Source organism: Lactococcus cremoris subsp. cremoris NBRC 100676, assembly GCF_001591705.1.
GTDB classification, from domain to species: Bacteria; Bacillota; Bacilli; order Lactobacillales; family Streptococcaceae; genus Lactococcus; species Lactococcus cremoris.
The window spans coordinates 15,142-30,619 of sequence record NZ_BCVK01000030.1 but is presented as its reverse complement, the minus strand read 5'-3'; the positions used below and the strand labels follow the sequence as shown (position 1 = coordinate 30,619).

General features: G+C 36.2%; 16 protein-coding genes. 3 read left to right on the top strand and 13 right to left on the bottom strand.

The features are described 5' to 3' along the window. On the bottom strand, positions 1–728 hold a 728-nt coding region (locus LLA01S_RS06755), incomplete at its 3' end, for an IS982-like element IS982B family transposase (protein WP_061778029.1). Positions 729–926: 198 nt separating this feature from the next. Here LLA01S_RS06755 and LLA01S_RS13185 point away from each other — a divergent pair. Next, on the top strand, positions 927–1,076 hold the full coding sequence (locus LLA01S_RS13185) for a hypothetical protein (protein ID WP_014572121.1): 150 nt from the start codon (positions 927–929) through the stop codon (positions 1,074–1,076). 3 nt (positions 1,077–1,079) lie between these two features. Beyond that, the gene (locus tag LLA01S_RS13180; RefSeq protein ID WP_014572120.1) at positions 1,080–1,391 is read left to right on the top strand and encodes a hypothetical protein; all 312 of its coding nucleotides are present in this window, start codon (positions 1,080–1,082) and stop codon (positions 1,389–1,391) included. Between the two features lie 28 nt (positions 1,392–1,419). Here LLA01S_RS13180 and LLA01S_RS06745 read toward each other — a convergent pair whose 3' ends face one another. The 11 genes from LLA01S_RS06745 to LLA01S_RS06695 form a co-directional block, all read right to left on the bottom strand. Next, on the bottom strand, positions 1,420–2,106 hold the full coding sequence (locus LLA01S_RS06745; protein WP_015082786.1) for an HAD family hydrolase: 687 nt from the start codon (positions 2,104–2,106) through the stop codon (positions 1,420–1,422). Positions 2,107–2,275: 169 nt separating this feature from the next. After that, positions 2,276–4,153: a tRNA uridine-5-carboxymethylaminomethyl(34) synthesis enzyme MnmG gene (gene mnmG / locus LLA01S_RS06740; RefSeq protein WP_021165694.1), complete on the bottom strand. Its 1,878-nt coding sequence runs from the start codon at positions 4,151–4,153 to the stop codon at positions 2,276–2,278. Between the two features lie 383 nt (positions 4,154–4,536). Beyond that, the gene (locus LLA01S_RS06735) at positions 4,537–5,100 is read right to left on the bottom strand and encodes a DUF6287 domain-containing protein (RefSeq protein ID WP_011676860.1); all 564 of its coding nucleotides are present in this window, start codon (positions 5,098–5,100) and stop codon (positions 4,537–4,539) included. Positions 5,101–5,232: 132 nt separating this feature from the next. After that, positions 5,233–5,601 carry a DUF1033 family protein gene (locus tag LLA01S_RS06730; protein ID WP_061778028.1) on the bottom strand — a complete coding sequence of 123 codons (369 nt, stop codon included), beginning with the start codon at positions 5,599–5,601 and terminating at the stop codon, positions 5,233–5,235. A 114-nt stretch (positions 5,602–5,715) separates the two neighbouring features. Beyond that, a complete protein-coding gene (locus tag LLA01S_RS06725; RefSeq protein WP_061778027.1) occupies positions 5,716–6,117 on the bottom strand; it encodes a Mini-ribonuclease 3 in 402 nt (133 codons plus the stop codon). Further along, entirely contained in the window at positions 6,110–7,456 is a 1,347-nt protein-coding gene (gene cysS / locus LLA01S_RS06720; protein ID WP_021211905.1) for a cysteine--tRNA ligase, read from the bottom strand. Before cysS ends, LLA01S_RS06725 begins: the two co-directional genes overlap by 8 nt. 12 nt (positions 7,457–7,468) lie before the next feature. Further along, positions 7,469–8,062, bottom strand: a complete 594-nt coding sequence (locus LLA01S_RS06715; protein ID WP_021165696.1) for a TMEM175 family protein — start codon at positions 8,060–8,062, stop codon at positions 7,469–7,471. Positions 8,063–8,075: 13 nt separating this feature from the next. Then, the gene (gene cysE / locus LLA01S_RS06710) at positions 8,076–8,675 is read right to left on the bottom strand and encodes a serine O-acetyltransferase (RefSeq protein ID WP_021165697.1); all 600 of its coding nucleotides are present in this window, start codon (positions 8,673–8,675) and stop codon (positions 8,076–8,078) included. A gap of 105 nt (positions 8,676–8,780) precedes the next feature. Continuing rightward, complete coding sequence (locus tag LLA01S_RS06705) at positions 8,781–9,551, bottom strand: hypothetical protein (protein WP_011676866.1); 771 nt, start codon at positions 9,549–9,551, stop codon at positions 8,781–8,783. A 268-nt stretch (positions 9,552–9,819) separates the two neighbouring features. Continuing rightward, positions 9,820–12,129 (bottom strand): polyribonucleotide nucleotidyltransferase, encoded by a 2,310-nt coding sequence (pnp, locus tag LLA01S_RS06700; RefSeq protein ID WP_061778026.1) that lies wholly within the window; start codon positions 12,127–12,129, stop codon positions 9,820–9,822. 280 nt (positions 12,130–12,409) lie between these two features. Next, on the bottom strand, positions 12,410–13,555 hold the full coding sequence (locus LLA01S_RS06695; protein WP_061778025.1) for a hypothetical protein: 1,146 nt from the start codon (positions 13,553–13,555) through the stop codon (positions 12,410–12,412). Positions 13,556–13,919: 364 nt separating this feature from the next. Between LLA01S_RS06695 and LLA01S_RS06690 the strand changes: the two genes are divergently transcribed. Continuing rightward, positions 13,920–14,885 carry a ribose-phosphate diphosphokinase gene (locus LLA01S_RS06690; protein ID WP_011676869.1) on the top strand — a complete coding sequence of 322 codons (966 nt, stop codon included), beginning with the start codon at positions 13,920–13,922 and terminating at the stop codon, positions 14,883–14,885. A 104-nt stretch (positions 14,886–14,989) separates the two neighbouring features. Here the strand turns inward: LLA01S_RS06690 and LLA01S_RS06685 are convergent, their stop codons facing one another. Further along, a complete protein-coding gene (locus LLA01S_RS06685; RefSeq protein WP_011676870.1) occupies positions 14,990–15,421 on the bottom strand; it encodes a universal stress protein in 432 nt (143 codons plus the stop codon). Positions 15,422–15,478: the final 57 nt, after the last annotated feature.

Sequence of the window (15,478 nt, the reverse complement as noted above, 5' to 3'; positions counted from 1 at the left end):
AAAAAAGAGAAAACTCGCTCAATCACTTTTCTACGTTTTGAAAAATTAGGGAAAAGGATTTTCTTTTGCTTCATGTTCTTCCTGACAGGTGTCATTAGATCAATTCCTTTTAATTCCAGCCTATCATGCAGTGACTGACCTAAATATCCCATATCTCCAAGGACTGTTGGTGTCCCAAATTGACTCAACACTTCCTCGGTCATTGAACTATCAGCCATTGAAGCAGGAGTAATTGTGTAGTCTATGACATAGCCTGATTCACTGACTAAAGCATGACATTTACATCCATAGAAGTACTGTCCCTTTGTAGCATTGTAGCCAACATTTGCATAATCTCCAAGACCTTTGCTTCTGAAATTACAAATAGGCTGACACAAAGGAATGGGGAAGCTGTCAATAATGGATACACTAATTCCTTCAACCTCTTTAAAGACGAGTGCTTGGCGAATGACTTGGATACTCGGTAAGAGGGCATTACAACGGCGGACAAAGCGAGAATATTCTAGGAAATTAGGAAATAAACTTTGAGCCAATTGGTGCTTAGCTTTAAGCGTTTCACTAAAATGCAGTACGCCCCAGAGGTAACAAGCGATAACTAAGCAATCTGATGTTGCGAGATGGACGTTCTTTCGGTTTTGAACCTCAAGGGGAACACTCGTTTGATAAAGCGTCTCAATGGTTGTCAGTAAATAAACAAAAACTTTTGGAAGTGTGCTATTATAAGTCATATAAGTCGTGCGCTTTCTAATGCTTAGTGGTTTAAGATTAGGATAGCACGACTTATTTATTTTCCAATGAAATTAACTAGCAATTCGGGTATATAATATAGAAAGGAAGACTTCTATGGCTGCACTTGATTTAACTCATCTTACTGATAACATAAAAAAACAAAGAATTGGTCTATTCATCGTAAAAGGATGTATGCAATGGGATTAATGCATGAACTTTATATCACTGATGGTTCTCTTGATGCTGAGCATTCCATTATTCCTGCAAGTGATCGATTATTAACTGCTCAACTGGTCAGTGAAGTTCTTGACCAACTTATCGAATATGATGAAATCACAATTTTTTAAGAAATGGTTGAAAAAAGTGAATCGATCAATGCTAAGCTTCAATTTTCCCATATCCTAACTTTTAATGATGAAGCCGGGATACAATATATTTTAAATTCCAATAGCTGGTTAAAGATTTTAAATGACTCAAAGGACTTAGCGCTTGTCATTACTGGAAATCTTGTAGGAGATTTTACATTTTTTATTGAGAAATCAAATGGAGTTTTTGAAAATAAATGTATCACTTTCAGTAAGAATGGAATCTATAGATTAACCCATGCACCAGTCAAGCAAATCTATTTGACTACTAATGCTTTAAAAATTGATAAAAATTAAAAAAACGATTATTAATCGTTTTTTTATCTTATAATGAATTAAATAATTCTTGAATTGTTTCAAACTCATAGTCAGCAATGGTTCCTTTTTCTGACCCAATATAGGCTGTTTGAAGTCCTAAATCTTTAGCTGGCTTTATATCATGTTCTAGTAAATCTCCAACCATTAAGGTTTCACTGGCTTTGAAATTCTCCTTGTTCAGTAAATTTGTAAAAGCACGCGCGTCTGGTTTTAAATAGCCTGTTTCTCCTGAAATATAAACTGGAAATAATTCTTCAACATTTGAACGCCGTAATTTCTCTCTTTGTTCAACACGTCCACCATTACTTAATAGTGCAAGTTGATATTTTTTTGAAAGATTTTTCAAATTTTGAATGAGTTGCTCATCAGGTTCTATCAACTCAAATAATCTGTTCAAAAAATTTTTGAAGAAAGCCCTAAGATAAATTTCATCAATTTCCAAGTCAAAATATTCGAGAGTCAAGCGTAATCTTTCTTCTCTTAACTCTTCAATGGTCATCTGTCTTTGATGAACTTGGGGCCAGAGCAATTCATCAAATTCGTGATATTTCTCCATAAAATGATTGAGTTCCTGATCAGTAAATGGGCCTAATTGTTCTGAAAAAAGTTGTCGGTGGGCTAATTCCCAATATTTTTCTTTAAAAGGGAAAAGTGTATTGTCCCAATCAAAAATAATGTTTTTTATTTCTGTCATCTATTTCCCTCATTCCATATTTAAGCCTATTTTTTCAGCTTTTGATTTATTCTACAAGAAAAAAAGTTACTGATGAAAAGTTGAATCTAGTCCTAAGTGATTAAAACACAAGGGCATTCCTCTAACTTTTCTATCAGTAACTTTTTGTCAGTAACTTTTTAATTCTAAATTATTTTCCTTCAAGATAAACCATGAGAATACTAATATCAGCAGGATTTACACCTGAAATTCGGCTGGCTTGTCCGAGTGTTTCTGGATTTATTTTTTTGAATTTTTGACGAGCCTCGGTAGCGATGGAATCTAACTTATCCCAATCCATATTTTTAGGAATTCGTTTTGCTTCCAAGCGATGCATTTTGTCCACTTGGTCCATTGCTTTTTTAATATAACCTTCGTAAGTAATTTCAGTTTCAATCAATTCAATGACTGTGCGGTCAATTACTTCTGGTGCTTGTCCAATGAAATCAATCACTTCATCATAATGAACTTCTGGTCGTTTCAAAAATTCGGCACCTGTCAGTGCATCTTTGATTGGACCAAAGCCCAATTTTCCTAATTTTTCTTGAGTATCAGGCAAAGGTTTGAGTTTTTCCGAATTGAGTCGTTTCATTTCTCGTTCAAATTGAGCCATTTTAGCTTGGTAATGCTCCCATTGTGCATCTGAAACGAGACCAACTTGACGTCCGATTTCTGTCAAGCGGCGGTCAGCATTATCATGACGGAGTATCAAACGGTACTCAGCCCGTGAAGTCAAGAGGCGATAAGGTTCTAAAGTCCCTTTGGTTACCAAATCATCAATCATTACACCGATATAAGCTTCGCTGCGTTTAAGAATAAATTCTGGTTTTCCTTGAATCTTAAGAGCGGCATTTATTCCGGCAACCAAACCTTGGCCAGCCGCTTCTTCATAACCTGAAGTTCCATTTGTTTGTCCGGCTGTAAATAGACCTGAAATCAATTTCGTTTCAAGAGTAGGACGGAGTTGATGAGGCATCACCACATCATATTCTATGGCATAACCTGGACGCATCATCTTAGCATTCTCGAGTCCTGGAATTGATTTTACTAAATCAAATTGAACATCTTCAGGCATTGAAGTTGAAAGTCCACCGATATAAACTTCTTCTGTATTGCGTCCTTCTGGTTCAAGAAAGAGTTGATGACGAGGTTTGTCAGCAAAACGAGTAATTTTGTCTTCTATGGATGGGCAATAGCGCGGACCTACTCCTTTAACAATACCAGAAAAAAGTGGTGCACGGTGCAAATTATCACGCAAAATCGTATGACTATTTTCTGTAGTATAGGTCAACCAGCAAGGAATTTGGTCTTTTAGATAATCCTCGTCAGAGCTCATAAAGCTAAAATGATTTGGTGCTTCATCTCCTGGTTGGATTTCTGTTTTATCATAATCAATTGAACTTGCCAAAACTCGTGGCGGTGTTCCAGTTTTAAAACGACCAATTTCAAAACCAATTTCACGTAAATTATCTGCTAAACCAATTGATGAAAGAGAATTATTTGGTCCAGAAGAATACTTCAATTCACCGATGATAATTTCCCCACGTAAAGCTGTTCCAGTCGTGATGATGACAGCCTTAGCCCCGTATTGTGTTCCTGTTGATGTCCGAACACCAATAACTTTTTGCTTTTCATCATCAAGGATGAGTTCTTCAACCATTCCCTGACGAAGCGTCAAGTTTTCTTGGTCAGAAACTGTATTTTTCATTGAAGCAGCATATTCATCTTTATCTGCTTGGGCACGGAGGGCACGAACTGCTGGACCTTTCCCTGTATTAAGCATCTTCATTTGAATATAGGTCTTGTCAATATTGCGTCCCATTTCCCCACCTAGGGCATCAATTTCTCTGACAACAATCCCTTTAGCTGAGCCACCAATTGATGGATTACATGGCATAAAGGCAACCATGTTAAGATTAATCGTCATCAATAACGTTTTAGAACCCATGCGTGCAGCCGCAAGCGAAGCTTCAACACCCGCATGTCCTCCTCCGATGACGATGACATCATAATTTTCTTGAAAATTCATTTTTTACTACGAATTTTTTAAAATTCGCCTTTCTTTTTATTTTGATAAAAGTTCTTGCAAAACTGCTGACAGAACTGCCAAACTTACTGACAATTCTTTTATCTAACGATTTAATGCTCACTCTTTGTACACATTAAACATAAATATTTTGCAAATAAAAAAGCCAAAGCTGTGAAAAACATGTCAAAAAATCCTCTCATCAGTTACTGAAAGAAAATCAATAAATTGACCCTCCTGTCAGTAATTTTAAAAGTTTTTTGTCATATTTTCCCGAGCTTTGACCATCGAGTTCTTATCTAAGATAATGATATTTTAACTCATTTTATCATTTTTTTCAAGACTATTTTCTTATCATTTTCAAAATCAAGTAAATCTATTACTATTTACAAAATTTCTTCCAATTCTCGATATAAAACTTGTCCAAGAATATCTTGTGCCGAGAGATAATCGTCAAAAAGAATAATTCGGTCTTTTTTCTTATCTGTAGGGTCATACTGCCCAGCATAGTCAATTCTACCATTAGCCAACCTGACAGGAATAGCACTTCCTTGCGGATAGACCCCTAAGAATTTCCCAGAATCTTTTCCTTCACCAATTAGTTTTAGATAAGGGAGTTCGTTTTCTGGAGTTACCCCTTCTAAGACAAGTTCATACTGAATATCACCGAAAGTTGCTGACGGACCTGAAACAACGATACTTTTGCTTTGACGATTTTTCCACAGTCCTGACAAAGTCAAAAAATTACCTTTTTTAACCTCTTTAGTATTTATTTTTAGTCCAACTTTTTTTATTTCTTTTTTATTTTCAATCGAATTTTGCTGACTACCTGCAGTATTCGAAATTGAAGACTCTTTAGATTGTTCTTGAATATTGTGGAGCAAGGTCAATCCAAGAATCATAATAAGTAATATTAAAAATCCATCTAATATAATTAATGGTTTCTTCATAGCCTCTCCTAACATTAGATTTATATTATAAAATAATTATAATATAATTTCAAGTCTCTTACCACTAAAATGCTCACAGTCATTTTACAAAAGAAAAAGAAAGTTTTCCTAAAAAGTAAACTTTCTCATTTTTTAATTTTCGTTTTTCATTGAACAGAATCGCTCAGGAAGCCCCCCCTGATTTTTTACTATAACCTGAACGTTTTTTTCAAGAGGAATCGCATGCCAATCTTCAAGCAAGGCAATACTGTGATAACGTTGCAAATAGCCTACACAATCTTCACACCATTCTTCATCACCATTTTGCCAAAATGCGGTTTGTAATCCTGACTTACTAGTGAATTCTTTAAAATTCTCAGCCATCTCAAACCATTCTTTTTTGTACCATTTTAAAGCTTTATAAAAATCATCAAATTCGTCTACTGAAACTATATCTTCTTTCCAGCCTTCAAAGAACCACCATGGCTCATCGGTGCCGTACATTGTAACTACTCTATACATCTCTTCTTCTTTCCGCTGTTTTTTTCTTTGTATCTTTGCATACCTATTTTAGCGGATTTTTTTCTTTTTTTAAAATAATTTGCTTAATACTTTTTTTCTGTCAGACAGTAATCTTTAGGCTGTATCTTTTTCGATTGTTTCGACACAAAAATTCCAAAATTCTTTAAGACGCTCATTTTCTTGTGTCAAGTGAAGAATCCCAACGACAGCTTCAAAACCAGTTGAAATCCGATAAGTGACAACATCGGTATTTTTGGCCGTAGTTTTAGAGTGAGCGTTACGTCCTCTTTTGAAATATGTGAGTTCATATTCCGTAAGAAAATCGACTTCTTCCATGTCTCTGATGATTTTTGCTTGCGCTTTAGCTGACACAAATTTTGTGGCATTTTTTTGAAGGAAAGCAGATTTTGTCAGCCCTTTTTCTAACAAGTAATCGCGGACAAAGACTTCAAATATTGCATCCCCCACATAGGCAAGGGCAATTCCATTTAAAAGTTCTGCTTGTTGCTTATTCACGATGCCACCGTACCCCATCTTTTGTATCTTCAAGAACAATTCCTTGAGCCTTCAAAGCATCACGAATTTCATCTGATTTCGCAAAATCACGGACTTCTCGTGCCAATTGTCTCGCTTCAATCATCGCTTCGATTTCACTATCTAAACTTTGTTCAATTTCAAATTTTATGCCTAATATTTCTAAAACCTGATCAAAGAATGCTTTGACCTCAGCTCCCCCATTTCCTTTATTGACCCACGAAACAAAGTCATAAAAAACAGTCATTCCATTAGCAATGTTGAAATCTTCATCCATAGCAGCCACAAAATCATTTCTAAAAGTTGTCAAAGCCGATAGATTGGACTCAGCTTGGTCATCCAAATGTCGATAAGCATTTTCTATTTTTTTAATATTATTTTCTGCTTCTGTCAGTGCATCATCAGTAAAATTAAGCGGTCTTCTGTAATGAGTTGTTGCCAAAAAGAAACGTAAAATTTGTGGGTCAACAACTTGAAGTAATTCATGGACAGTTGTGAAATTTCCTAATGATTTGGACATTTTTTCACCATCAACATTGACAAAACCATTGTGCATCCAATAGTTAACAAATTTTTGGCCTGTTTTTGCTTCAGATTGTGCAATTTCATTAGTATGGTGAGGAAATTCTAAATCTGCTCCCCCTCCATGAATATCAATCGTTTCACCCAATAACGAAGTTGACATAACAGAACATTCAATATGCCAACCCGGACGTCCTGCTCCCCAAGGGGCTTGCCACGAAACTTCATCAGCTTTTACAGATTTCCAAAGGGCGAAATCGGCTGGTGATTCTTTTAAATTAGTTTCCTCATCCGTACGTCCAGAAGCCCCTGCAAGTAAATCTGCAAGGTTTTTATTTGCCAATTTAGCGTAATTTTTTGATTTAGCTACACGGAAATACACATCCCCCTCAGAAATATAAGCGTAGTCCTTATCCAAAAGTTCTTGAATAAAATCAATCATCGCTTCGATAAATTCCGTTGCTTTTGGATTTTGGCTGGCTCTTTTGACATTCAATAAATCAGTGTCTTCATAGAATGCCGCAATATAGCGTTCTGAAAGTTCTTTTGTACTGATATTTTCACTGGCAGCTGCCTTAATAATTTTATCATCAACATCTGTGAAATTAGAGATATATTCAACTTCAAATCCCCGAAATTCCAAATATTTTCTGACTAAATCAAAAGCAACAACTGAGCGAGCATTTCCCACATGGATGTAATTATAAACGGTCGGTCCGCAGACATACATTTTAACTTTTCCAGGTTCAATCGGTTGAAAATCTTCTAGCTGTCGACTATAAGTGTTATATATTTTCATTCTATTTCCTTCTTAATCTTCATCATAAACAATTGAGGTTACAAGAGAACGTATTGGCAGATAGAGCAATGGTATTCCTGTATAAGCAGAATAACCAAGACTCGAAATCACAATAGCAATCACTGACATAGCTAACAAATCCCAAGGTTTGCGTGCCTGATACCTATTGATTTTTACTTCATTTAAACGATAAGCAGCTTTGATAATCAAAGAAGCAAACCGTGAGGTCACAATAATATATATAACATAGACTATTGTAAAATAAGCGGGATGACTACCATTATCAGTTTGAGTCATAAAGGGGAAAAGTGAAACAAGCATGAGAAAAATCGTATAGGCGAATATCTGCCAACCACTCATTTTCTTTATCCGTCCAAAAAACTTACTAAACTGAAAATAATATGAAACAACAACTAGAAAACTCACAAAGAAAATAATGAGTGAACTACTTGTTTCACGAAAATCATAATGATTAGTTCCAATAAATTTTGGCAAAGGAATCTCTAAAACCATAATCGTCGCAATAATAGACATTACCGCATCAGTAAACGATTTTAAAGTGCTAAGCATATGTCCTTCATAAACAGCTACTTTTCTCTTTTTCACTTCTCATTCCTCCTCACAAATGTGACGAATGATAGCTCGCTTCACGTTGCTCTTCAAGATTTGTAATCCGTTCCAAATCCTTTTTACCTTTAGCTCGAACAACTTTTGCGGGAATGCCGACAACAGTAACCTCGGCTGGAACATCTGTTACCACAACAGCACTTGCTCCTACCTTTGCGTTCCTCCCAACTTCGATTGGGCCCAAAAGCTGTGAATGAGCCGAAATCAAGGCACCTTGTCTAATGGTTGGATGCCGTTTCCCCTTGTCTTTACCCGTTCCACCCAGGGTCACTCCGTGATAGAGTTTTACATCGGATTCTACAATCGCCGTTTCACCAATGACTAAACCTGAACCATGGTCAATAAAGACACCATGAGCAATTTCAGCTCCTGGATGAATTTCAATTTGCGTCCAAAAGCGCCAAAATTGGGAATGCATCCGGGCTAAAAGTTCCAAATTATGGCGCCAAAGAAAATGTGAAATTCGGTGAGCCGCAAGTGCTTTTACTCCCGGATAGGTCAACAACACTTCTAATGCCGTTCGAGCGGCTGGGTCATTTTCCTTGGTCACCCGAATTGCTTCAGACCAAAAACCTTTCTTTTTTTCTTTCATTTTTTCCTACTTCGCTAAAAAATACTTACAGTAATTATACCATAAGCATTGTGGGCCTTGTTGTTAAAAAAATGCTGCCGAGACTTAATTACTCTGTTAATTCATTTAATCTCTTGCCAATTCTTCCCAAGTAACCATTGAATTTTGAACTTCTTCTTGTGAAAAATCCAATGGATTTACAGTAATTCCAAGGCTTTTTCCTAAATCATTCATTGTTTCAACATCTGATTCCAACAATTCATCAAGTTTCAAAAGTAATACTTGGCCATTGTTGTCTTTAAAGGCTTGACTAAAATAATCTTCATTATGCCATTTAGCCAAACTGTCTAAGTTATCAAAAACAGGAAGATATTCTTCGTTTTCTTGATTGATTAAATTTGGAAAAGTTCTTTGATTCGTTGTAGTCACAAAAGCTGGTACGAAGTAATATTTTTCTCTTTGTTCAGCAGAAGTGTTTTCTGGACTGAAAACTTTATTCAAAATTTCCGTATAATGAATCAAAAATTGCATTAATTCCGGTGTTCCGAAATAAACCGTATTTCCTTTATCTTCATCTTGAGGCAATTTTGGATTGATTGCCAAAATATCAATATCAGTTTCCATTAACTGATCCAATATCTCAATCAATGAGTGAAGTTCCCATTCTGTTTCAAAATCTGTCAGTTCTGACAGAAAAACTTCCAAGTCTTCTTCTGTTGTAAAGACAGGTAAAGCCTTATGGTCTTCAATCGGAACAAAAAAGACTGATTTTGGGGCGAGTACTGGGAATTGGTGAAAAGCATAGACCAAGGACAAATCTTCCATAAATGATCCTGGATTTGCTAATGAGACACGCAGACGTTCATCCAATTCTGGATTAAGGTTATAATTAGACATATTTTTTTGCTGACAGACCTGTCAGTGATTACTTACAAGCTAAGTAAACAAATAACTTACTGACAAATTTAAGATTATTCCTCGCCTGTTTCTGTCATAACGTAACCTTCGACGCTTTGCCTTTATTTCATTCGCTTGAGCGGATAGAAAAAGGGACAACACAGTACGAAATGCCTAGAGAACACTTAGGAATAGGCTAGTATTTTCATCAGTAAATTTTTAGCTTTTTTAGGTCTATTTTTACAGCTTTTCCATTTTAAAGTTCAGTTTATTCTGGCTTTTTAGTTGAAAGCTCTGGAAACTCATGGTCAACGTGTGATTTGCGTTCACGAAGTTCAAAACTATGATTTCCGCTATTGTTGTTATGGTTATTATGGTTATTACGGTCGTTGTTGCGACGATCGAATCCATTTCCATTACGACGGTCCTTATTATCACGACGTTCACGGGGTTTACGCTCAGGTTCAACATATCCTTCTGGTTTTTCAACCAAAGCACGCATTGACGCATCAACACGTCCTTTATCGTCAATCTTCATGATTTTCACTTTAACTACATCGCCTAGTTTCATGACATCTTCAACTTTGGCCGTACGTGCCCAAGCCATTTCTGAAATGTGAACCATAGCATCTTGTTTGCCAAAGAGATTGACAAAGGCACCAAAACTTTCGATACGAACCACTTTTGCTTCATAAACTTCGCCAACTTTTGCTTCACGGACAAGTTCAGCAATAATTTCTTTAGCACGATCAATCGCTGATTGGTCAGAAGAGAAAATTGAACAAAGCCCTTCATCATCAATGTCAATTTTAACCCCAGTTTCTGCGATAATTTTATCGATTTGTTCGCCACCTTTACCGATGACCACTTTAATCTTATCTACAGGAATCATAATTGTATCAATTTTAGGAGCAGACGGCGCCAACTCTTCACGCGGTTGCGCAATTGTTGCTTCAATCACGTCTAAGATTTGGAAGCGAGCAGTTTTGGCTTGAGCAAGAGCTTCGGCAAGAATTTCTGGTGTAATTCCAGAAATCTTAATATCCATTTGGAGAGCAGTAATTCCTTCACGAGTTCCCGCAACCTTAAAGTCCATATCACCAAAATGGTCTTCAAGTCCTTGAATGTCGGTCAAAACAGTATAGTTCGTTCCGTCAGAAATCAAGCCCATCGCAATTCCAGCAACTGGCGCTTTAATTGGCACACCCCCAGCCATCAGTGCAAGTGTTCCCGCACAAATTGAAGCTTGTGATGAAGAACCATTTGATTCCAATACCTCAGCAACTAAACGAATAGCATAAGGGAATTCTTCCAAAGAAGGAAGGACTTGTTCTAAAGCCCGTTCTCCGAGTGCTCCGTGACCAATTTCACGTCGACCTGGTGCCCCGTAACGTCCAGTTTCACCAACAGAGTACTGTGGGAAATTGTAGTGGTGCATAAAACGTTTTTTATATTCATCATTTAAGCCATCAATAATTTGCGCTTCATTCATTGGTGCTAAAGTCAAGGTTGACAGGGCTTGAGTTTGACCGCGAGTAAATAAACCAGTTCCGTGTGTAATACTACGTGGAGTAAAGTCAATTTCCGCATCCAATGGACGAATTTCATCAATTTTACGTCCATCAGGACGGATTTTATCTTCGGTAATCAGACGACGAACTTCTGCATGTTCCATTCCTTCAAGAATTTCAGCAAGATCACGCAAAATGATTGATAGATTTTCATCATTTTCATATTTTGCACTGTAAACAGAAATTATTGCCTCTTTAACTGCTTTTGTTGCTGCTTCACGCGCTAGTTTTTCTTCAACTTGAACGGCTTTTTGTAAATCTGAATTGTAAGCTGCAATAACTTCGGCTTTCAAATCTTCATCAACATGCAAAAGTTCAACTTCAGCTTTTTCTTTTCCGACTTTCGCAACAATTTCATTTTGAAATTCGATTAATTCTTTAACAGCATTATGTCCAGCTAAAAGTGCACCAAGCATCACTTCTTCTGACAATTCCTTTGCCCCAGACTCAACCATGTTAATGGCATTAATGTTTCCAGCAACAGAAAGTTCCAAACTTGAAGACTCTTTTTCTGCAACAGTTGGATTGATGACATATTTTCCGTCAATATAAGCAACTTCAACACCAGCAATTGGACCATCAAATGGAATATCAGAAATCGCCAGAGCAAGAGATGAACCAAACATTGCTGCCACACGACCAGACGCATTTTCATCATAAGAAAGGGCAGTATTGATTACTTGAACTTCATTACGAAAACCTTCGGCAAACATTGGACGAATTGGACGGTCAATCAAACGAGCTGTCAAAGTCGCATCTGTTGAAGGACGCGCTTCACGTTTGTTAAAACCTCCTGGAAATTTTCCTGCAGCATACATTTTTTCTTCATAATTCATTTGTAGTGGGAAGAAATCACCTGTAGCCATTTTACCCATTGTAGCAGCTGTCAAAACTGTTGTATCTCCATAACGTACAACCACAGCTCCATTTGCTTGTTTTGCAACTTGACCTGTTTCAACAGTTAAAGTTCGTCCTGCAAATTCGATTGAAAATGTTTCTTTTGCCAATGTTATTCTCCTTGACTTGAAATGCTTAGAATTTTTTCTAACAGTCCAGTCTCCTGCTTTTGCATTATTTTTAGTCTACGTGTTTCTAAACAAAAATCAAATTGTCATCACTGATTATTTTGTCAGTAAATTTTTTTCTTATGAGAGATTTTCTTTTCTGTCAGTAAACATTTTGCTGACAAATTCATTTTTGTATAGAACTACACGTATGTCCCATTATACTATATTTTGAGAAAGAAAAAAAGGCTCATAGAGAGCCTTTTAGACAATTTTTAGTTCATTAGTTAGCGGCTTTTACAGCAACTTCACCTGATACTTTGAATTGATTTGCAGCTGGAAGAGCTTTGTAAGTGTCAAGTTGTTCTTGAGTTGCAAAGTAAAGATTTCCAGTGATTTCAGATTGGATTGATTTACCATCAGTTCCTTTCATGTCGCGAGCTTCAATTGAAGCATCTTTACCGACATAAACGTCACCTTTAATATTACCACCTTCAAGGTCAAAGGCTGGTGAGTTAACAATCAAACGTCCAACAGTCAATGTATAAGATTTAGTTACTTGGTGTTGATCATTTTGGCTAATCATCGCAAGTGTACGTTGAACAGCCGCTTTTTCATTGAGGAAAGTTCCATCAATTGTAAGGTCTTTTCCTGAAGCATCAACGTCAGCATTAGTAGCTACAAGCCAAGCACCATTTTTACCAAGTGCTTTTTTCAATACTGAAACATCAGCAGTACCAGTTGTTGCACCAGTTTTTGTATCTGTACCATTTCCTTCAAATGAATAAGTTACATTACCATGAGCACCGGCAGTAATTCCACCAGGTTTGAATGAAACAACATCACCTTTAACAACTGAAGTTGTACCAGTCACTTTAACTTTTTGAGCATCTGGTAATTTATTGTAAGCGTCAAGGAGGTCTTGGCTAGCAAAAGTCAAGTTACCATCAATTGTTGCTTGTCCTTCAACACCTGTAACAGTTTGTCCGTGGAAGCCAGTTGCAAATACATCAACATTTCCTTTAACAGTACCATTTGAAATATAGAAACCAGGAGATTTCACTTCAATTTTATCAACTGTCAAAGTATAACGAGCAGTAATTTTATGGCTGCTATCTTGATTGTAGATTGCCAATTTACGAGCAACTTGTCCGTCACCCAAGAAAAGTCCTTCAACAGTCAAAGTTTTGCCTGAAGCGTTCATATCACCTTTAGTTGCGTTCAACCAAGCGCCATTTTTAGAAAAACCTTTTTGCAAATCATAGAAGTTACTTGTTCCTTGAGTTGCACCAGCAAAAACTTCTGCTTTAGATGATTGTTCTGTTTTTTTATCAGAGCTACTTGATGAGTTATTACTTCCACAAGCGGCAAGTAAAGAAACTGAGAGCACTGAAACAGCAAGAAGTGAAATCACTTTTGTTTTTTTCATTTTTAATTCCCCTAAAAATAAATAATTTGTTCGTAACACTTAGCTTTCACGAACCTTACAGAACCATTGTAACACTTCACTTATGTAAACGCAAGACTTTGCCGCAACTTTCACAAACTTTACTTTCCCCATTTTTTGAAAATGTTTTCAAAAGCGTATTCTTAAACGTTTAAAGCGCTTTTTTAAATTATTAGAATTTTAAGTTTGTGAATTTATTTTTCACTTATAAAATTTTTTCTAAATACTCTTAACTTTTATTTTCATATTAATTCACAAAGATATTTATCGATATAGACTATGAAAATCATCATAATTTTGCTAAAATAGAACTATATTATTTCATAAAAGAAAATGGAGAGAAATCGTGGTTTACTCTGATTCACACTTAAAGCTTTTTGCCTTAAACTCAAACCCTGGTCTTGCTGAGAAAATTAGCCAATTTACAGGAGTTCCTCTAGGAAAACTTTCTTCAAAACAGTTTTCTGACGGTGAAATTATGATTAACATGGAAGAAAGTGTCCGTAGTCAAGACATTTTCATTGTTCAATCAACCAGCTGCCCTGTTAATGATCACCTTTGGGAATTGCTTATCATGATTGATGCATGTAAACGTGCTTCTGCTCGTACGATTAACATCGTAATTCCTTACTTTGGCTATGCTCGTCAAGACCGTACTGCGACTTCTCGTGAACCAATCACAGCAAAATTAGTTGCTGATATGATTGTTAAAGCTGGAGCTGACCGCGTACTCACTCTTGATATTCATGCTGTTCAGGTTCAAGGATTCTTCGATATTCCTGTAGATAATCTTTTCACTGTTCCACTTTTTGCTGATTACTATCGTAAAAATGGTTTATTTGGTGACGATGTTATCGTTGTTGCTCCTAAAAATTCTGGTATCAAACGTGCACGTTCACTTGCTGAATACTTAGAATCAGCAATTGCCATTGTTGACTATGAAGATGATGATAAAAATCGTGAAAATGGTTATGTAATCGGTAATGTTTCTGGTAAAAAAGTAATTCTTATTGATGATATCTTAAATACAGGGGTGACTTTTGCTAACGCAGCGAATGTCGTTCGCGAAGCTGGAGCCAGCGAAATCTATGCTGTTGCCAGTCACGGATTATTCACAACAAATGCTGCTGATGTTCTTGAAAAAGCAGATATCAAAGAAATCTTAGTAACAGACTCTGTAGTTACTGAGCACCGTAAGCCTTTGAACGTGAAATATTTAAGTGCCGCTGAATACTTAGCTAGTGCAATTCTTCGTATTCATGAAGGACGTCCAGTTTCTCCACTTTTTGAACATGAAAAACCTCAAGATTAAAAGAATTTTCTAATTTAAAACAATAAAAATACCAAGCTAGATTTGGTATTTTTATAATTCTTTTAGAAAAATAAAAAGTCATCTAATGACAACTTTTCTCTTTTTTATTTAACAACCATCACGTTGCAAGATGCATGATTAACAATATACTGTGTTGTTGAACCGATAATAAAACGGTCAATGGCATCAAGACCTGTAGAACCTAGAACGATTAAATCAATGTTATTTTCTTTTGAATAATTAATAATTTCTCTTTTGGGGCTTCCTGTTAAACGGACAATTTCAAAACTAACTTCTGTATCTTTAAGATACCCTTGAACTTGATCCACCACATAATCAGAATGCTCTTGAACACTTTTATAAAGTGTCATTGTATCCAAATGTACCGGAATATTTGCCAGTTTATCATTTAAAACATACAATATTTTCAACTGTGAATCATTCGCTTGAGCGGTTTCGATTGCTTCCCGAAGTGCATCATAGGATTGTTCTGAACCATCTACTGCGACTAAAATATTTTTATATTGTTCAACCATAATAAAACCCTCCCTAAGAATATTATATAATTAAATAGAGAAATATACCATCAATAG